Source organism: Azomonas agilis (genome assembly GCF_007830255.1).
In the GTDB taxonomy this organism is placed as follows: Bacteria; Pseudomonadota; Gammaproteobacteria; order Pseudomonadales; family Pseudomonadaceae; genus Azomonas; species Azomonas agilis.
In genome coordinates this window covers 42,172-60,652 of sequence record NZ_VLKG01000008.1, presented here as the reverse complement: position 1 = coordinate 60,652, position 18,481 = coordinate 42,172, and the positions used below count along the sequence as shown (strand labels likewise).

Genomic DNA, 18,481 nt, shown 5'->3' with positions numbered 1-18,481 from the left:
TTCTGTGTGTAGGCTCGTCAAGGGAGGAGACATCATGGCCCTTAGGCCATGATGTCGTCAAAGAAACTTCAGTTGAACAAACCGAAGATAAACAAGCGAATGGTATCCCACAAGCGGCTGAAGATACCGCCCTCTTCGACGCTATCCAAAGCAACCAAATCAGCACTGCGCAGCACCTGATCACCCAGTTTGACCTCAGCTTTACCGATCACATCACCTTTTTGGATCGGGGCAATCAGTTGGGCATTAAAGGTCATGGTGGCTTCGAGCTTGTCCAGTTGGCCACGCGGCAGGGTAAAGCTTAAATCTTGGTTCAGACCGGCTTTAACCACATCCGCCGAGCCCTTCCACACTTTGGCTTGAGCCAGTTCAACACCAGCGCGGTAGAAGGTGCGGCTTTCAAAGAAGCGGAACCCGTAGGTTAACAATTTTTGAGTTTCAGCCGCGCGCGCTTGCTCACTGGCAGCCCCGAAAACAGCCGCAATCAGGCGCATTCCTTCGCGCTGCGCTGAGGCCACTAAACAATAACCCGCTTCAGCGGTATGGCCGGTTTTCAAACCATCTACCGTGCTGTCACGCCATAACAACAGGTTGCGGTTCGGCTGCTTGATGTTATTCCAAAAAAATTCTTTCTGGGCATAGATGGCGTAGTGCTGCGGATCTTCGTAAATGATGGCCCGCGCCAACTTAGCCATATCCAAAGCTGAGGAATAGTGCTCTGGATGGGGCAAGCCGGTGGCATTCATAAAGTGGCTGTTTTGCATGCCTAAACGCTGGGCACTTTTATTCATCAAGTCGGCAAAGGCATCTTCACTACCGGCGATGTGCTCGGCCAAAGCGACGCTGGCATCGTTACCTGACTGAATAATCACCCCATGCAGCAGATCATTCACCGATACTTGGGTATTTACCTGAATAAACATGCGTGAGCCGCCGGTACGCCAAGCACGCTCGCTCACTGTGACCAGATCGCTTTCTTTGATGCGGCCTTTGTTGATCTCCAAAGTGGCGATGTAGGTGGTCATCAGCTTGGTCAGGCTGGCGGGCGGTAAACGCTCCTCACCATTGCTTTCCAGTAAAATTTCGCCACTGGAGGCATCCATCAGCACATAGGATTTGGCCGCTAACTGGGGTGGAGCAGGAATCGCTTGAGCGGCCCAAACGGAGGGGAGTGTTACCAATAAAGTGATCAGGGCAAATCCCTGAAAAAAGGACTTATTTTTCATCGTTTCTCAGAATATCTGATGGAAAGAACCCTACAAAGGGCATGAAGGCCTAGTCCGGCATGACGCGCTTTGGATCACCCAGTCGAGCTAAACGTACATTTTGCTCCACCTGAGCCGCCTCAGAAGCGGAGTCAATCGGGCCAAGACGCACCCGGTGTAAGACTTGCTCACGATGAACCACCGAGCTAATAAACACCGGGGCTGTGACCATGCCACTGAGTCGATCCTTTAGCAACTGCGCTGCATCTGGATTAGCAAAAGCACCCACTTGGAGAAATACCCCCCCCGATAACGCATTAGGTGTCTGAGCGGTTTGACTCAACTCCCTTGGACTTAAGGGGGCAGCATGTTGTTGGGGCGGCGGAGTATAGATTTCCAAAGGCTGAGTCACCACCTGAACTGGCGCAGCAGCGCTCACCTTAGAGGCTACAGGAGTGCTGGTTTTGGCTAATACCAGCGGTGTACTGGGCACCGGCTGTCCTTTAGCAGCCCACCAACGCACAGGGTCTATACCCTCAACCTTAACCCGCGCAGTGCCTCGATCGGCATAGCCTAGCTTACGTGCCGCAGCAAATGACAGGTCGATGATCCGGTCGGAATAAAAAGGCCCGCGATCATTGACGCGCAGGATCACACTTTTGCCATTTTCTAAGTTAGTAACCCGCACATAACAGGGTAAAGGCAGGGTTTTATGGGCTGCCGTCATGCCGTAGAGGTCATATTCCTCACCGTTAGCCGTTGCCTGCTTATGAAACTTGGTGCCATACCAAGAGGCTGTCCCCGTTTCGTTATAACTGTGGGCATTAGGCATGGGATAATAGGTCTGGCCTAGCACAGTATAAGGATTCGCCTTAACCGGCCCAGAATGAGGCATAGGCACAGCATCTGGAATTTGGGATACATCCACGTCCCACCAAGGAGCGCCATCGCGATGGGGACGCGCATAGCTTCCAGAGCCCACACTATTGGCCGTAGTTTGCGGTTTAGCCGGTTGATCGCTGGAGCAACCCACCAATAACATCAATACGCCGCCCAACAGACTGGTTGCTGCATAACAAGCACGGCGTATTGCTTTCATAGACTACTCCGGGCCTTATCCAAAGCCTCAGCCAGTTGCTGAACAGCCATAGCGTACATCACGCTACGGTTATAACGGGTAATAACGTAAAAGTTCGGCAAGCCCATCCAATACTCATCTCCCTGAGCCCCTTCCAAACGGAACGCTAAGATGGGCGTATCGTTGGCTATGGGAGTCAAGGGAGTCCATCCAAAGCGACGCAGTTCAATGGCGGTGCGGGTGGGCTCTAAACCTTGGGTTAAGCCTTCCTCAAAACGGATACCGGTAATCTCTGCCTGTACTGAAACCGCCTCACCAGCACGCCAGCCATGCTGCTTAAAGTAGCTTGCTACACTGCCTATGGCATCCACAGGATTGTTCCAAATATCAATATGCCCGTCGTGATCGAAGTCAACGGCATAGGCACGGAAACTACTGGGCATAAATTGTGGTAATCCCATCGCCCCTGCATAGGAGCCTTTTAAGCTCAGAGGATCAATTTGCTCTGAACGAGCTAAGAGTAAAAACTCTTTCAATTGCTGGCGGAAAAACGGCTGGCGTGGAGGATAGTCAAAACCCAAGGTAGACAGCGCATCAATCACCCGATAATTGCCGGTATTGCGCCCGTAAAAGGTTTCTACCCCAATAATGGCGACGATAAATTGTGCCGGAACGCCGTACTGTTGTTCAGCGCGTGCTAAAGCCGCCTGATGTTTTTTCCAGAACTGTATCCCTTGGTTAATCCGCGCCTCGGTCATAAAAATCGGGCGGTATTCTTTCCAAGGTTTTACCCGTTCAGCAGGGCGGGAGATGGCATCTAAAATCGGCTGTTTGCGTTCTGCCTGAGCAAACCATTGGCTCAGTTGCTCACGGGCAAAGCCATGCTCTTGGATCATCTCATCCATTAGCTGATCTACCGCAGGCCCGGAGTATTCGGCCAGCACAGGCGCTGCACAGAGCATGCATCCGGCCAGAGTTAGGCTACGTACAATTCGTGTCACTCCGCTCGCTGTCAACTCAATCAAGACCATCTCTCTCTTAAACTTGAGCAATCCATTTTCGATGGGTATGGATCGACATCAAAACCCCAAACCCTGACAGCAGGGTCACTAGCGCCGTTCCTCCAAAGCTAATAAAAGGAAGCGGTACACCGACCACCGGTAGCAAACCACTGACCATACCTATGTTGACAAACACATAGACAAAAAAAGTCATGGTCAAGGCACCGGCCAACAACTTACCAAACAGAGTTTGTGCCTGCACGGTAATCACCAAGCCGCGCAAGATCAACAGGGTATAGAGCAACAGCAACAAACTGATACCGACCAGTCCAAATTCTTCCGCTAAAACCGCGATGATGAAGTCAGTATGGCTCTCCGGTAGAAAGTCTAAATGGGATTGAGTGCCTTGTAGCCAACCTTTACCAAAGGTGCCTCCTGAGCCAATGGCCGCCTTGGATTGGATGATATTCCAGCCCGAACCTAAAGGATCGCTCTCAGGATCTAGGAAGGTGAGTACCCGTTGGCGCTGATAATCGTGCATCACGAAGTACCACATGCCAATGGCAACTGGCACTACAGCAGCCAAAGCACTGCCGATCCACACCCAACGCAGACCACCAATAAACAGCACAAAGGCTCCTGCGGCCAGTACCAGCAAAGCGGTACCCAAATCCGGCTGGCGCACAATCAAGGCAAAGGGAATCAGGATAAGTACTAAGGCAATGGCCGTGTGTTTTAGCCCCGCCGGAAGGCTGTGGTTGGATAAATACCAAGCTACAGTGGCGGGCATAAGAATTTTCATCAATTCCGCCGGCTGAAAGCGAATTACGCCGGGAATATTGATCCAACGGGTAGCGCCCATGGCGTTATGGCCCATGATGTCTACCACCAGCAGTAAAAACACCCCAAACAAGTAGCCAAGAGGAACCCAACGGGCCATAAAGCGTGGTTCTATTTGGGCGATGACCAGCATCGCTCCCAAACCTATACCAAAGGATATGCCTTGTTTGAGCACCAAATCCCAGTTGCGTCCACTGGCCGAATACAGAATGACTAAACCCACTAGGCCGATCAGTACCAGTAACAGCAGCATGGTGCCGTCAACATGCAGACGGTATAAAAATCCGGCACGACGGCGAAAAACATCTTCATCTTCCGACAGAGCCGGATCAAAACTGCCCAGCCAATTCATGGGGTTTTAGTCTCTGTGGGTTGAGCGGGCGCATATTCCTGACGCAGTTGGCCGCGCTCATCCAGCAACCAAGCGTCCATAACCTTTTTCACCACTGGAGCAGCAACTCCTGAACCTGACTCTCCGTTTTCCACCATCACAGCTACGGCAATTTGCGGATTTTCTGCGGGGGCAAAGCCTACAAATAGGGCGTGGTCACGGTGGCGCTCGGCCAAACGGCCACTGTCATAGCGCTCGCCCTGACGAATTCCCACTACCTGAGCGGTACCGCTTTTACCGGCAATACGGTAGCGTGCGGTAGCTCCTACTTTTTTTGCCGTACCTTGGGCACTGTGCATCACCATCTCCATGCCATGACGAACATAGTCCCAGTATTTAGGGTCACGCACTTGAATGTCTGGTACTGGGCGCGTATCCACAGGTGGACTTCCCCCCACAGTGCGGGCTAAGCGAGGTCGTATCCATTTGCCTCGATTGGCTACCAGCGCTGTGGCTTGTACCAGTTGTAAGGGGGTGGTTTGCATGTAGCCTTGGCCAATCCCTAAAATCAGCGTTTCTCCCGGGAACCAAGCCTGCCGATAGCGCGAGCGTTTCCATTGACGTGAGGGCATCAATCCGGTGGCTTCTTCATGCATGTCCAATGAAACGCGCTGGCCAATGCCAAAACGGGTCATGTAGTCGTACATGCGATCAATCCCCATTTTGTGGGCCATGCTGTAAAAATAGGTGTCATTGGAGCGCGAGATAGCCGTTTCCAAACTGACCCAACCATCGCCCCCTCGGTTCCAGTTACGGTATTTATGATCGACTCCGGGCAGTTGGTAGAACCCAGGATCAAACACCCGTGTCGCAGGGGTTACAACGCCAGAATCCAGCCCCGCAACAGCCATCATGGGTTTGATGGTGGAGCCGGGAGGATAGAGGCCGCGCAGCACTCGGTTGTATAAAGGGCGATCAATAGAATCGCGCAAGGCTGCGTATTCTTTAAAGCTAATGCCGGTCACAAACAGATTGGGGTTAAAACTGGGCTGACTCACCATCGCCAATACTTCGCCGGTGGAGGGCTGTAAGGCGATTATCGCTCCCCGCCGCCCGCCTAGGGCTTCCTCTGCTACCTGCTGTAAATCCAAATCGAGGGATAACACCACATCCTGACCGGGTTTGGGATCGGTGTGCTTTAATACCCGTAGCACGCGCCCTCGGGCATTGGTTTCCACCTCTTCGTAACCTACTTGGCCATGCAGTTCAGCCTCGTAGAACTTCTCGATGCCGGTTTTACCCATGTGATGGGTGCCGCTGTAATTGACAGGATCGAGCCGCTTCAGCTCTTGGTCGTTGATCCGCCCCACATAACCCACGGAATGAGCAAAATGCTCCATGTAGGGGTAATGGCGTACCAATTGAGCAGAAACCTCAACCCCCGGCAATTGGAATTGATTCACTGCAACCCGTGCAATTTGCTCTTCCGACAGCTCAAACAAGATAGGTACGGGCTCAAAAGGCCGTCGTCCTTGGAGCAAGCGCTTTTCAAACTGCTCCCGCTCCTCAGGGCCAAACTCCAGCACTTGCACTAAGACATCCAGCACGCTGCGCCATTCACCAGCGCGCTCCCGAGTCATGGTGAGGCTAAAACTGGGGCGGTTATCCGCTAGGATGCGGCCATCACGGTCAAAAACAAGCCCCCGTGTCGGCGGAATAGGCTGCACATGCACACGGTTATTTTCGGACAGAGTGGCGTGGTAGTCGTACTGGATGACTTGCAGGTAATACATACGGGCAAACAGCACCACAACCAGTATCAACACAAAGGCCAAACCGGTGGCGGCACGCTGACGTACCAGCAAAGCATCCTGCTCATGATCCTTAAGTGATATCGGCTGGGGCATGAGTCCCTGACTATTTGTGGTAAGGGTGGCCGGACAGGAGTGTCCAAGCGCGGTATATCTGCTCCGCCACAAGGATGCGCACCAAGGGATGAGGCAGAGTCAAGGGTGACAGTGACCAGCGCTGCTCACTCCGAGCGCAGACTTCTGGTGCTAACCCCTCAGGCCCACCCACCATTAAGCAGACAGAACGGGCATCTAAGCGCCAGCGATCCAGCTCTGTGGCCAGTTGCTCAGTACTCCAAGGCTTTCCGCTGACCTCAAGGGTGACGATGCGCTCTCCCGGTGCCACCTTAGCCAGCATGGCCTCCCCTTCCTGACGGATCAAACGTGGGATATCCGCGTTTTTACCCCGAGTGTTGAGGGGTATCTCCACTAAATCCAAGGGTAATTCAGCCGGCAGACGTTTCACGTACTCATTCCAGCCTTCTTCGACCCAACGCGGCATTTTTGAGCCCACAGCCATCAACTTAAGGCGCACAACCCACCCTATTCCTGCACCAGCGTTTGGGCTCTACTTTGTTCAGCACCCTGCCATAGGCGTTCTAAGTCATAGAACTGGCGCGGAGCCGCTTGCATGACGTGTACCACTACATCGCCTAAATCCAATAAAGCCCAGTCTCCACCCTCTAAGCCTTCAGAACCCAAGGGTATCACCCCTTGCTCTTTGACTTTCAGCATCACGTCCTCAACCAAGGAGCGCACATGACGACCCGAGGTGCCGGTAGCAATCACCATAAAGTCGGTGACGCTGGTTTTACCACGGACATCAATGGTGAGAATGTCTTTACCCTTTAAATCGTCCAAAGCGTTTATAGCGATCTGAACCAGTTGTTCACTGTGCATGCGTTCAAAAAACCTCAGTGGGGCGCACGGTATAGGCCATGCGTGTTGATGTAGGCTAAAACAGAATCGGGCACTAAAAAACGTACAGAGCGCCCGGCGGCTAATAATTGGCGGATCTGTGTTGCAGAAACCGCTAACGGAGTTTGCCAAACAAAGGCAATTTGCCCCGCAGAACCACTTAAGGCTCTGGGATCGGCAACACTGCGGGCGGCCAACAGGTTGCGCAGTGCCTCGGGTAGCTCAGTATCTGCATCAGGGCGCTGCAAAACCAGAATATGGCAATGATCCAACAACTCCAACCAACGATGCCAACTGGGCAACCCGCAAAAAGCATCCCAGCCTAACAGAAGGTAGAGTTTGGGTTCAGGGCCAAGTTCCGCCCTCAGCGACTCTAGGGTATCGAGGGTGTAAGAGGGTTTTTCGCGCCGCAATTCTCGATCATCCACCCGCAACGGCAGTTGACCACCCACGGCACAACGCACCATAGCCAATCGGTGATCGGCACTGCGGTTGGGGGCTTCCCGATGGGGCGGACGGGCACAGGGCACCAGCCGCATCTCATCCAGCTCTAAGAGTTCGGCCACCTCCAGCGCACTGCGTAGATGGCCAATATGTACTGGGTCGAAGGTGCCGCCCAATATCCCAATGCGTAAAGGACGGCTCATCAGGTGCGCACGTGGCCATCGCCAAATACGATGTATTTTTCGCTGGTCAGCCCTTCCAGTCCAACGGGGCCACGGGCGTGCAGTTTGTCGGTGGAAATGCCGATTTCTGCGCCTAGACCGTATTCAAAGCCATCAGCAAAGCGGGTAGAGGCGTTCACCATCACCGAACTGGAATCCACCTCAGTTAAAAAGCGCCGTGCGTCGGTAAAGTTTTCGGTGATGATGGCATCGGTATGGTGGGAGCCGTAGTGGTTGATATGGCTGATGGCTTCCTCCAAGGAAGACAGAATTTTGATGGACAGGATCGGGGCGTTGTATTCCGTTGACCAATCCTCTTCCGTCGCCGCCACAACCGCAGTGCCGAGCAAATCCCGAGTTTTGGGACAACCGCGCAGCTCTACCCCTTTTTGTTGGTAGATGTCTGCCAAAGGCGGTAATACCTGCGCCGCGATCTGCTCATGCACCAGCAGGGTTTCCATGGTATTGCAGGGGGCAAAGCGCTGGGTTTTGGCGTTATCAGCCACACGGATGGCTTTTTCCACATCTGCGGCTTGGTCGATATAGACGTGGCAAATACCGTCTAAGTGCTTAATTACCGGCACTCGGGCCTCAGCGCTGATGCGCTCAATCAGCCCTTTACCACCGCGCGGAACGATCACGTCCACATATTCTGGCTGAGTGATCAGGGCTCCCACGGCGGCCCGATCGGTGGTTTCCACCACTTGCACCGCTGCTGCCGGTAAGCCGACTTCCGCCAAACCTTTTTGAATGCAGCGGGCAATGGCTTGGTTAGAGTGAATAGCCTCGGAGCCGCCGCGCAGGATGGTGGCATTACCGGACTTAAGACATAGGCTGGCCGCGTCAATGGTCACGTTAGGCCGAGATTCGTAGATGATGCCGATCACGCCCAGAGGTACACGCATTTTGCCCACCTGAATCCCGGAAGGCAGATAACGCATATCCCGAATGGCTCCGATAGGATCGGGCAGGGTTGCCACTTGTCGTAATCCGGCAATCATGTCGCTGATACGGGCCGGTGTTAATGCGAGGCGATCTAGCATAGCAGCATCCAATCCATTGGCCTGCCCCTGAGCTAAATCCTGCGCATTGGCGCTCAGCAAAGCTTCAGACTGTGCCTCTAAAACATCGGCAATTGCCTGTAATGCCTGATTTTTTTGGGCGGTGCTGGCACGAGCGAGTACACGCGATGCATCACGCGCAGCCCGTCCCAAACGGATCATATAGTCAAGCACGGACTCGGTCATCGGTTGGAGCCTGAAGTAGAAAAGGCAGTCAATTATAACTAGAGCGGTTCGTGTCGCACAGTTATCTCCCTCAGCCTAAGGGTCTAAGGTTGCTATGATGCCGCTTTCAACACAAAAGGAGCCCAGTTGATGGGTGAATGGTTCGATCTACTGACGCACTGGTTGGCCCAAAATCCCCAATGGATGGGGCTCGTCGTATTTTTAGCCAGTTTTACTGAGTGTTTAGCCATTGTCGGCTTACTCGTCCCCGGAACACTGCTGCTGTTTACCTTGGCGGTGCTGGCTGGAAATAATGTTTTGGATCTCTCCTCAACCATTTTTTGGGGCTTTTTGGGAGGACTCTTGGGCGACATTCTCTCCTACCTCATTGGCCGCTATTACCATCAGGGTATTCGAGAATTGCCTTTATTGCGTGATCGTCCCGAATGGCTGGCCGTCGCTGAACAATACTTTCAACGCTACGGCATTTTCTCCCTATTGGTAGGACGTTTTATTGGCCCCGTGCGCCCCTTTTTGCCCCTAACGGCCGGTATGTTGGATATGCCCCCTTGGCGCTTTGTGCTGGTGTCTATCCCGGCCTCATTGGGATGGGCGGTGGTGTATTTGGTACCGGGCTGGACAACAGGAGCGGCCTTGCGGTTACCACTCCCAGAGCATTTTTGGTTTCAAACCGCCTTGGTGGCAGGAGGCTTAGCGGCTGTACTGGCTGCTCTGTTCTATCTGAGCCTGCGTAATCCCCGTTACAGTCATTGGATGATGGCAGGGCTTTGTTTTCTTTGCCTCGCCGCTCTGTCCCTATTCTGGCCCCAGATGCAGGCTTTAGATCGAGGCTTGGTTAACCTGTTACAGCAGGTACGGGAGCCCTTAGTCGATCAGTTGATGGTATTTATTACCCGCTTCGGCGATTTATCCATTCAAACCGCCGTGGGGATTTTATTGGTACTGCTGTTACTGGGAGCCGGTTATCGTCAGCATGCGGGGTTCACGCTGGGTACTCTGTTAGGTACGGCCCTATGCAGCACAGCCCTCAAGGAAGGCTTTGCCCGTCTACGCCCAGAAGTGTTGATTGAGCCTCTGAACAGTCACAGCTATCCCAGCGCCCATAGCTCAGCCGCTTTTGCTTTGTTTTTAGTCTTTGGCATCTTAGCCAGCCGTCAGCAGGTGCTACGCATGCGCTTGGCTTGGTTACTGGTAGCCTGCATACCGGCCGCTGCTATTGCAATTTCACGTCTTTACCTTGGAGTACACTGGCCTACCGATATATTGGCCGGAGGGCTAGTAGCAGCGAGCTGTTGCACCCTAAGTTTGGCGGTGGCTGAACGGAAAACCCCGCTAGCTGCTCTGCCCAGTCAACACCGAGCGGTTGGGTTAATGGCCTGCCTAGGACTGCTGCTGGTTTACGGCGGCTGGGAACTGCCTGAAGCCTTGCAACGCTATGACTACTGATTCTGCAACAAGGATAAATAGTGGCGCATCAGGCTCAAACGCTCCTGCACAGACTCTAGGGCCAAAAGCTGCTGCTTATGCTCCATAGGCAAAGGCAACGCGTAGGCCAGTTGATCCAATAACTGATGTTGCGTGTTCGGGGGCGTTAAGGCCAGAGTGGCCGCCTGAGGGTGGCGACTCAAGGCCTGCCAGAGCCCCAACAAATCCTCTTCAGCCTGAGTTAAGGCTGAATCAGGACGCTCTGGCAGCCAAGCTACCTCAGCCTGTAACAGTTGATCGGGCTGTACCCATGAAGACAGCACTCGAAAGCGCCGCACAGCCTGAACCCGAATCCCCAACAAGCCATTTTTTTGTAGGTGCCAGTCTCGGATCAGAGCCTCGCAGCCCAGAGGGGTACAGTGTGAGGCCGCTAGTCCCACCTCTTGCCCGTGCAGAATACCCACCACTCCAAATCCGGTATCCGTTTTCAGGCAGGTTTTCAGCATGTCCAGATAACGGGGCTCGAACAACTGCAAATCCAGCATACAGCCGGGAAACAACAGTTGGTGCAACGGAAATAGAGGCAGGCTCATCTCAACCCCCTAACTTAATAAGGCGACGGCTACCGGCAAGGCCACGGCGGTCAGTACCCCCATCAGGCTCATGGCCATAGCGGCAAAGGCTCCGCATTCTTCCCCTTCGTGCAGGGCTTGGGCTGTGCCCACTGCATGGGCGGTCAAACCCAAAGCCATGCCCCGTGCTGCCGGATTGTGCACTTGGAATTTATTCAGCAGCCAAGGGCCCATCATGGCACCAAGCACTCCAGTCAGAAGCACAAAGACGGCAGCCAAAGCAGCCACACCGCCTAGATTTTCGGCCACCAACATGGCGATAGGCGAGGTAGCGGATTTAGGAGCCAAAGTCATCAGTAGGGAATGTGAAGTCCCGAACAACCAACCCAAAATAAACACTAGGGCTGAAGTAACCGCGCCGCCAATCACCAGCGTCAACATGATGGGCTTAAATAACTGGCGGATGCGACTCAGGTTTAGATACAGCGGTATGGCCAAGGCTACGGTCGTAGGGCCAAGCCAGATCGTCAGCAGCCAATTGTTTTGGCGATATTCTTCGTAGGGAATTTGGCACAGCAACAACACGCTAATGACCAAAGTCATGGCCACTAGGAAGGGCTGACACCACAGCTTGCGGGTTTTAGCGTAGAGCCAAGTGGCCATCTGAAAGGCTATTAGAGTTAAGCCCACGGAAAACAAGGGATGATGGACAACAGCCTGCCCAGCGGCCTGCCAGTTCAGCATGACTTTTCCTCCTGACGGCGGGCTTGGCGTTCAATCAAACGCTGCATCAGCCATCCGGTGAACACCAGAGACAGTGCCAAAGACACCACCAAAACCCCAACTACAGCCCAGAAGTGCTCCAGAATTTCATGGGTATAAGCCATCACGCCAATGGCCGGCGGAACCAACATCAAAGGCAGATAACGCAATAAGGTAGTGGCGGCTTGCTGTATCGACTCATTGAGCTGTCCACGCACCAGCAAGAAGATAAACAGCAGTACCAAACCCACAATAGGCCCAGGCAACATGGGCACCAGCAATACACTCACGGCGGTGCCCAATAACTGAAATACCACCAACCACGTCAGACCGTAGAGCAACATAAGAATGTCTCCTGTATTCAGGACGAACACCCGCAACAGCGCTAGGTGAACCTGCTAACAACGAATAAAGTGCGTCCGGTAATGGCGCAGCTCGGCGAGAGAGTCGCGGATATCATCTAAGGCCAGATGGCTACTGGATTTTTTCACCCCTTCTTTGACATGGGGTGCCCAGCGCGCGGCTAACTCTTTTAGGGTAGAGACATCCAGATTGCGGTAGTGGAAGTAAGCTTCCAGTTTGGGCATATGACGATATAAAAAGCGGCGATCTTGGCAAATGCTATTGCCGCAGATGGGTGAACTCCGTGCTGGAACCCATTGCTCCAAAAAGGCCAGTGTCAGTGCTTCAGCTTCGGCGGTACTGATGCGGCTATCCCGCACCCGTTGGGTCAGCCCTGAACCACCGTGCTGCTTGGTATTCCACTCATCCATACCCGCCAGAGTTTCGTCGCTTTGATGCACAGCGATCACCGGGCCTTCGGCTAATACATTGAGTTGGCTGTCGGTCACAATGGTCGCCATCTCAATAATGACATCCCGATCAGGATCTAGGCCGGTCATCTCCAGATCAATCCAAATCAGGTTTTGTGGGTTTTGCATAGGGCTATTCCTCTCTTTATTGTGTTTCAGTGTAACGCAAAGCGACTCATTGCCGCGTCCTTGCATGCAATTCGGGCTTAAACCCTTTAGAGGGACTGGGTTCTCAAGTATCCTTAACCTTTTCCATGCTCACACCTTATGCCCACACCTCGGTATAGGGCCGTCCTTGGTGTCAGCCAGCCCCTTTTTAGCAGTGTCCCCACATCATGCACGAACAGTATCAGTTCCGCGAAATCGAAGCCGCCGCCCAGAGTCACTGGGAACACCAGCAGTCCTTTGTCGTCCGTGAGCAAGCGGGCAAAGACACCTTTTATTGCCTGTCCATGTTCCCCTACCCCAGCGGCAAGCTACACATGGGGCACGTGCGTAACTACACCATTGGCGACGTGATTGCCCGTTACCAACGCATGCAGGGCAAAAACGTGCTCCAGCCTATGGGTTGGGATGCCTTCGGCATGCCCGCTGAAAACGCGGCCATGAAAAACCAAGTCGCGCCTGCCAAGTGGACCTATGAAAACATCGCCTACATGAAGGCCCAGCTCAAAAGTCTGGGCCTTGGCATCGACTGGACGCGGGAAGTCACCACCTGCAAACCCGATTACTACCGCTGGGAGCAGTGGCTGTTCACCAAGCTGTTCGAAAAGGGCGTGATCTACCGTAAAAACGGCACCGTAAACTGGGACCCGGTGGATCAAACCGTACTGGCTAACGAGCAAGTGATTGACGGACGCGGTTGGCGTTCCGGCGCTTTGATTGAAAAGCGCGAAATCCCCATGTACTACTTCCGCATCACCGCCTATGCGGAGGAGCTGCTGAGCAGTCTGGACGAGCTGACGGGCTGGCCTGAGCAGGTCAAAACCATGCAGCGCAACTGGATCGGCAAAAGCTTCGGTGCCGACATCGTGTTTGATTACGATCAGGCCAGCATCGGCATTGAGGGCCAACTCAGGGTCTACTCCACCCGCCCGGATACCCTGATGGGCGCAACCTATGTGGCTGTGGCCGCTGAGCATCCGCTGGCCCAGCGCGCGGCGGAACACAACGCCGAGTTAGCTGCCTTTATTGCCGAGTGCAAATCCGGTTCTGTGGCCGAAGCCGATATGGCGACCATGGAGAAGAAAGGCGTTCCCACCGGCCAATTCGTGATTCATCCCCTGACCGGCGACAAACTGCCGGTATTCGTGGCCAACTACGTGCTCTGGGGTTACGGCGAAGGCGCGGTGATGGCGGTTCCTGCCCACGACGAGCGCGACTTTGCTTTTGCCAACAAGTACAGCTTGCCCATCACTCAAGTGTATGCGGCTGAGGGTAAGGACTTCAGCGCCAGCGAGTGGCAGGAGTGGTACGCCGATAAGAGCGGCCTAACTACCCTGAATTCCGGCAAATACAACGGCCTCGACTTTACCGGCGCTTTTGATGCCATCGTCGCCGATCTGGAAGCCAGCAACCACGGCGCGCGTAAAACTCAATTCCGTCTGCGCGATTGGGGCATCAGCCGTCAACGCTACTGGGGTTGCCCGATCCCGATCATCCACTGCGATAGCTGCGGCGATGTGCCTGTCCCGGAAGACCAACTGCCCGTAGTTCTGCCGGAAGATGTGGTACCGGACGGTTCTGGTAGCCCGCTGGCCAAGATGCCAGAGTTCTATAGCTGCACCTGTCCTAAGTGCGGTCAACCAGCCAAGCGCGAAACCGATACCATGGACACCTTCGTTGAGTCCTCGTGGTACTACGCGCGCTACGCCTCGCCCCAATACACCCAAGGCATGATCGACCCGGCGGCGGCCAATCACTGGTTGCCCGTGGATCAGTACATCGGTGGTATTGAGCACGCGATTTTGCACCTGCTGTACGCGCGCTTCTTCCACAAACTGATGCGCGACGAAGGCTTGGTCAGCTCCAACGAGCCGTTCAAAAACCTGCTCACCCAAGGCATGGTGGTGGCGGAAACCTACTACCGCACGCTGGAAAACGGCGGTAAGGACTGGTTCAACCCCGCCGATGTGGAAGTGGAGCGCGATGCCAAAGCCAAGGTCATCGGTGCCAAACTCAAGTCCGATGGTTTGCCGGTGGAAATCGGTGGTACCGAGAAGATGTCCAAGTCCAAAAACAACGGCGTTGACCCGCAAGCCATGATCGACCAGTACGGCGCGGATACCTGCCGTCTGTTTATGATGTTTGCCGCCCCGCCAGAAATGAGCTTGGAATGGTCGGATGCCGGTGTGGAAGGCGCGAGCCGCTTCCTGCGCCGTGTGTGGCGTTTGGCCCACAGCCATGCCAGCGCTGGATTACCTGCGGCTCTGGATAAAGCCAGCCTGAACGACGAGCAAAAAGCCGTGCGCCGTGCCATTCACTTGGCCATCAAGCAAGCCTCTACCGACATTGGTCAGTACCACAAATTCAACACCGCCATCGCCCAAGTAATGACGCTGATGAACGTGCTGGAAAAAGCCTCAACCGCCACCGAGCAAGACCGCGCCCTGATCCAAGAGGGTTTGGAAACCGTCACCCTGTTACTCGCGCCCATCACCCCGCACATTGGCCATGCCCTGTGGAGTGCTTTAGGTCATACGGACGAGCTGCTGGACGTGAGCTGGCCTGCGGTGGACGAAAGCGCACTGGTGCAAGACAGCCTGACCTTGGTGATCCAAGTGAACGGCAAGCTGCGCGGTGAGATCCAAGTGCCTGCTACCGCCTCGCGCGAGGAAGTGGAAGCCGCTGCGCGTCAGAACGAAAACGTGCTGCGCTTTATTGATGGCTTGACCATCCGTAAGGTCATCGTGGTGCCGGGTAAACTGGTCAACATCGTCGCGGGCTAAGGCCCGCCGGTTCGGGAGAGGCTTCCCAATGCTTATGCGTTTGCTCACTGTACTTGGAATCGCTTTGCTACTGAGTGCCTGTGGCTTCCACCTACGGGGTACAGGTGGTGGTGGCCCCCTTGCTCTGTCGGAGCTCAATCTGGTATCTCGTGATGTCTACGGTGATACCCAGCGCCTGATGCGTCAAACGCTGGAGAGCTATCAGGTCAAGGTGACTCCTACGGCGGCCTATACCCTGAATTTAGTGCAGGAAAAGGTCGAAAAACGAACAGCTACCCAGACCAGCTCCTCCCGAACCGCCGAGTATGAACTGATTAACCAGTTGGATTTCCAGATTCAAACGCGTAACGGCCTGACACTGCTGACCGAGCGTAGCGAAGTGCGCAAAACCTATGTGTACGACGCCAACAACCTGATTGGTTCTGACCAAGAGGCTAATTTAGTTCGTCAAGAGTTGCGCGGAGAACTGGTACAACAGGTATTTATGCGTTTACAGCGCATCACCTTGGCACAACTGGAACAGCTACAGCAAAAAGCCGAAGCGAAAGCCAAGGCCGAAGCTGAGGCCCTTGAAGCCGCCCGACGCGCCGAAGAAGCCGAAGCCAATCGACCCAAAGCCTCTCCCATTGAACCAGCCCCCTAAGTAGCTATGAAGCTTTCTTCAGCCCAGCTAGAGCGCCATCTAAAAGACGCTCTAGCACCGGTTTATGTCATCAGCGGCGATGATCCGCTGCTGACTCAGGAGGCCGCTGACAGCATCCGGCAGGCCGCCCGCCAACAGGGTTTTGATGAGCGCCAAGTGTTTTACGCTGACGCTCAATTTGATTGGAGCCTGCTGCTGGAGGCCGGAGCCAGCTTATCCCTATTCACCCAACGCCGTTTGCTGGAATTACGTCTGCCCTCGACCAAACCCGGCGATAAGGGAGCCGCCGTACTTTTAGACTACCTCCGGCACCTCAACCCAGACAATCTACTGCTCATCAGTCTGCCGCGCCTTGACGGAGCCACCCAAAAAACCAAATGGGCCAAAGCTCTGCTGGAAAGCCCCGAAGTACAGTTCATCAGCCTATGGCCGATTGAGGCAGCGCAGCTCCCACGCTGGCTAGGGCAGCGTCTCAGCCGCGCCGGACTCAGTGCCACCCCCGAAGCTTTAGCGCTGATCGCCGAGCGGGTCGAAGGTAATCTGCTAGCAGCCGCCCAAGAGGTGGATAAATTAGCCTTACTGGCTAAACAAGGGCGTATTGATGCCGCGCTGGTGCAATCCTGCGTTGGTGATAGCGCTCGTTATACCCTGTTTGATCTTTTAGATAGCCTGTTAGCCGGTCGAGCGGCCCATGCTCTGCAAAGCCTCAGAGGACTGCGCGCTGAAGGCACTGAAGCTCCGATCCTGCTTTGGGGCATTAGCCGAGAGCTTAGACTGCTCACTCAACTGGCCTACCAGCAGCATCAAGGTATTCCCCTCGACCAAGCCTTAGCCCAAATACGCCCACCGATTTGGGATAAACGCCGCCCTTTGATTCAAAAAGCCTTAGAGCGTACTCCCCGTGAGTATTGGAATCTTTGGCTTAGGGAAGCTCAATACATTGATGCCAGTATTAAAGGCCAAATCGACAGCGACCCTTGGATGGGCCTAGAGCGCCTTGTTTTAACGATGGCAGGGCAAATACTCCGATTACCAAGTGAACTCAAATAGTGAATACAGAAATCTGGACATTTTTTGATCAAAAGAGCAGGATGCACTGACCTAAAGCCAACCCAATCTGTACCAAGGAGTACCCCAATGGCCAAAAAAGCCAAACGCACCAACAAAGCCAAATCTCTAGTAGCTCAACCTCTGTTCCGCTGCCGCCAAGAACGGCCCGACAAAGGCAAAGGAAGCTACCACCGCCAAGCCTTCCAGTCCAACGACTGGGAGGCTTTTTACATTTTGGCCGCCTGATTTTCCCCAAGCTTCGCCCTATTTCGCCACTCAACCCAGCTCAACCCAGACCGGACAATGATCTGACGGCTTGTCCATCCCCCGCATTTCCTGATCAATCCCCACCGCTTTAAGCCGCGATTGCAAAGCCTTAGAAGTCAAAATCAAATCAATCCGTAACCCACGGCGCGGATCATCCTCAAAGCCACGACTGCGGTAATCAAACCAGCTCAAATGCCCGGTAGTTTCAGGATACAACTGCCGAAAACTATCCTGTAAGCCCCAGTGTTTTAGGCGCTCCATCCATTCACGCTCTTCCGGTAAAAAGCTGCATTTACCCGTGCGTTGCCAACGCTTGGCATTCGCTTCTCCGATACCGATGTCGCAATCTTCAGGGGCAATATTGAAATCCCCCATCAGAGCTAAGGGTTGCTCCGGCGTAAAACCCTGCTCCAAAAAAGCCTGTAAATCGGCGTAAAAGCGAGTTTTAGCAGGAAACTTTATCGGATGGTCGCGGCTTTCTCCTTGGGGGAAATAGCCATTCATCACTGTAATCCTTTGACCATCGGCACAAGCAAAATGGCCCCAGATAAAGCGCCGCTGGGCTTCGTCTTCATCACTGGGAAAGCCCTTGTGTAATTCCAAGGCCGGTTGCCGAGATAATAAGGCCACTCCGTAATGTCCTTTCTGGCCGTGGAAATACACCTGATACCCCAAAGCCTCAATCTCTGCTTGAGGGAACTGCTCATCGGCTACCTTAGTTTCTTGCAGCCCGATCACATCGGGCTGATGCCGCTCAATGAGGGCTTGTAACTGATGGGGTCTTGCCCGTAATCCATTAATGTTGAAAGAAACCAGCTTCATCACAAACCCTTAAATAAAAAGTATTAATTGTATAAAGGGCAATCA

At 54.0% G+C, this 18,481-nt stretch carries 19 protein-coding genes; 5 read left to right on the top strand and 14 right to left on the bottom strand.

Annotation, left to right across the window (positions count from 1 at the left end; all coding sequences use genetic code 11):
* Nucleotides 1-68: 68 nt before the first annotated feature.
* The 9 genes from LX59_RS11165 to LX59_RS11125 are packed head-to-tail and all read right to left on the bottom strand — an operon-like array spanning nucleotide 69 to nucleotide 9,135.
* Nucleotides 69-1,226 (bottom strand): D-alanyl-D-alanine carboxypeptidase family protein, encoded by a 1,158-nt coding sequence (locus LX59_RS11165; RefSeq protein WP_144571950.1) that lies wholly within the window; start codon nucleotides 1,224-1,226, stop codon nucleotides 69-71.
* 49 nt (nucleotides 1,227-1,275) lie between these two features.
* Nucleotides 1,276-2,304, bottom strand: coding sequence for a septal ring lytic transglycosylase RlpA family protein (locus LX59_RS11160; protein WP_246118743.1), 1,029 nt, complete (start codon nucleotides 2,302-2,304; stop codon nucleotides 1,276-1,278).
* Complete coding sequence (gene mltB, locus LX59_RS11155; RefSeq protein ID WP_144571949.1) at nucleotides 2,301-3,314, bottom strand: lytic murein transglycosylase B; 1,014 nt, start codon at nucleotides 3,312-3,314, stop codon at nucleotides 2,301-2,303. Before mltB ends, LX59_RS11160 begins: the two co-directional genes overlap by 4 nt.
* A gap of 7 nt (nucleotides 3,315-3,321) precedes the next feature.
* Nucleotides 3,322-4,476, bottom strand: coding sequence for a rod shape-determining protein RodA (rodA, locus tag LX59_RS11150; protein WP_144571948.1), 1,155 nt, complete (start codon nucleotides 4,474-4,476; stop codon nucleotides 3,322-3,324).
* Nucleotides 4,473-6,362, bottom strand: coding sequence for a penicillin-binding protein 2 (gene mrdA / locus LX59_RS11145; RefSeq protein ID WP_144571947.1), 1,890 nt, complete (start codon nucleotides 6,360-6,362; stop codon nucleotides 4,473-4,475). The genes rodA and mrdA overlap by 4 nt, the downstream gene beginning before the upstream one ends.
* Nucleotides 6,363-6,372: 10 nt before the next feature.
* A complete protein-coding gene (gene rlmH / locus LX59_RS11140) occupies nucleotides 6,373-6,840 on the bottom strand; it encodes a 23S rRNA (pseudouridine(1915)-N(3))-methyltransferase RlmH (protein WP_144571946.1) in 468 nt (155 codons plus the stop codon).
* An 8-nt stretch (nucleotides 6,841-6,848) separates the two neighbouring features.
* A complete protein-coding gene (rsfS, locus tag LX59_RS11135) occupies nucleotides 6,849-7,205 on the bottom strand; it encodes a ribosome silencing factor (RefSeq protein WP_144571945.1) in 357 nt (118 codons plus the stop codon).
* 14 nt (nucleotides 7,206-7,219) lie between these two features.
* Nucleotides 7,220-7,870, bottom strand: a complete 651-nt coding sequence (nadD, locus tag LX59_RS11130) for a nicotinate-nucleotide adenylyltransferase (protein ID WP_170234367.1) — start codon at nucleotides 7,868-7,870, stop codon at nucleotides 7,220-7,222.
* Nucleotides 7,870-9,135: a glutamate-5-semialdehyde dehydrogenase gene (locus tag LX59_RS11125; protein WP_144571943.1), complete on the bottom strand. Its 1,266-nt coding sequence runs from the start codon at nucleotides 9,133-9,135 to the stop codon at nucleotides 7,870-7,872. Before LX59_RS11125 ends, nadD begins: the two co-directional genes overlap by 1 nt.
* A 129-nt stretch (nucleotides 9,136-9,264) precedes the next feature.
* Here LX59_RS11125 and LX59_RS11120 point away from each other — a divergent pair, with 129 nt between their 5' ends.
* Nucleotides 9,265-10,581 carry a bifunctional DedA family/phosphatase PAP2 family protein gene (locus tag LX59_RS11120; protein WP_144571942.1) on the top strand — a complete coding sequence of 439 codons (1,317 nt, stop codon included), beginning with the start codon at nucleotides 9,265-9,267 and terminating at the stop codon, nucleotides 10,579-10,581.
* On the opposite strand, the gene LX59_RS11115 is transcribed toward LX59_RS11120, so the two are convergent.
* The 4 genes from LX59_RS11115 to orn are packed head-to-tail and all read right to left on the bottom strand — an operon-like array spanning nucleotide 10,575 to nucleotide 12,835.
* Nucleotides 10,575-11,153, bottom strand: a complete 579-nt coding sequence (locus LX59_RS11115; RefSeq protein ID WP_144571941.1) for an LON peptidase substrate-binding domain-containing protein — start codon at nucleotides 11,151-11,153, stop codon at nucleotides 10,575-10,577. The genes LX59_RS11120 and LX59_RS11115 overlap by 7 nt on opposite strands.
* Nucleotides 11,154-11,162: 9 nt before the next feature.
* Nucleotides 11,163-11,876: an LrgB family protein gene (locus LX59_RS11110; protein WP_144571940.1), complete on the bottom strand. Its 714-nt coding sequence runs from the start codon at nucleotides 11,874-11,876 to the stop codon at nucleotides 11,163-11,165.
* Complete coding sequence (locus LX59_RS11105) at nucleotides 11,870-12,238, bottom strand: CidA/LrgA family protein (protein ID WP_144571939.1); 369 nt, start codon at nucleotides 12,236-12,238, stop codon at nucleotides 11,870-11,872. Before LX59_RS11105 ends, LX59_RS11110 begins: the two co-directional genes overlap by 7 nt.
* Before the next feature lie 54 nt (nucleotides 12,239-12,292).
* A complete protein-coding gene (gene orn, locus LX59_RS11100; RefSeq protein WP_144571938.1) occupies nucleotides 12,293-12,835 on the bottom strand; it encodes an oligoribonuclease in 543 nt (180 codons plus the stop codon).
* Between the two features lie 206 nt (nucleotides 12,836-13,041).
* Between orn and leuS the strand changes: the two genes are divergently transcribed.
* The 4 genes from leuS (at nucleotide 13,042) to arfA (ending at nucleotide 17,593) form a co-directional block, all read left to right on the top strand.
* Nucleotides 13,042-15,654: a leucine--tRNA ligase gene (gene leuS / locus LX59_RS11095; protein ID WP_144571937.1), complete on the top strand. Its 2,613-nt coding sequence runs from the start codon at nucleotides 13,042-13,044 to the stop codon at nucleotides 15,652-15,654.
* A 28-nt stretch (nucleotides 15,655-15,682) separates the two neighbouring features.
* Nucleotides 15,683-16,297, top strand: coding sequence for an LPS-assembly lipoprotein LptE (locus tag LX59_RS11090; protein WP_144571936.1), 615 nt, complete (start codon nucleotides 15,683-15,685; stop codon nucleotides 16,295-16,297).
* Between the two features lie 6 nt (nucleotides 16,298-16,303).
* Nucleotides 16,304-17,347: a DNA polymerase III subunit delta gene (gene holA / locus LX59_RS11085; protein WP_144571935.1), complete on the top strand. Its 1,044-nt coding sequence runs from the start codon at nucleotides 16,304-16,306 to the stop codon at nucleotides 17,345-17,347.
* A gap of 87 nt (nucleotides 17,348-17,434) precedes the next feature.
* Nucleotides 17,435-17,593, top strand: coding sequence for an alternative ribosome rescue factor ArfA (arfA, locus tag LX59_RS11080; RefSeq protein WP_144571934.1), 159 nt, complete (start codon nucleotides 17,435-17,437; stop codon nucleotides 17,591-17,593).
* 30 nt (nucleotides 17,594-17,623) lie between these two features.
* On the opposite strand, the gene xthA is transcribed toward arfA, so the two are convergent.
* Nucleotides 17,624-18,436, bottom strand: a complete 813-nt coding sequence (gene xthA, locus LX59_RS11075) for an exodeoxyribonuclease III (RefSeq protein ID WP_144571933.1) — start codon at nucleotides 18,434-18,436, stop codon at nucleotides 17,624-17,626.
* Nucleotides 18,437-18,481 lie beyond the last annotated feature (45 nt).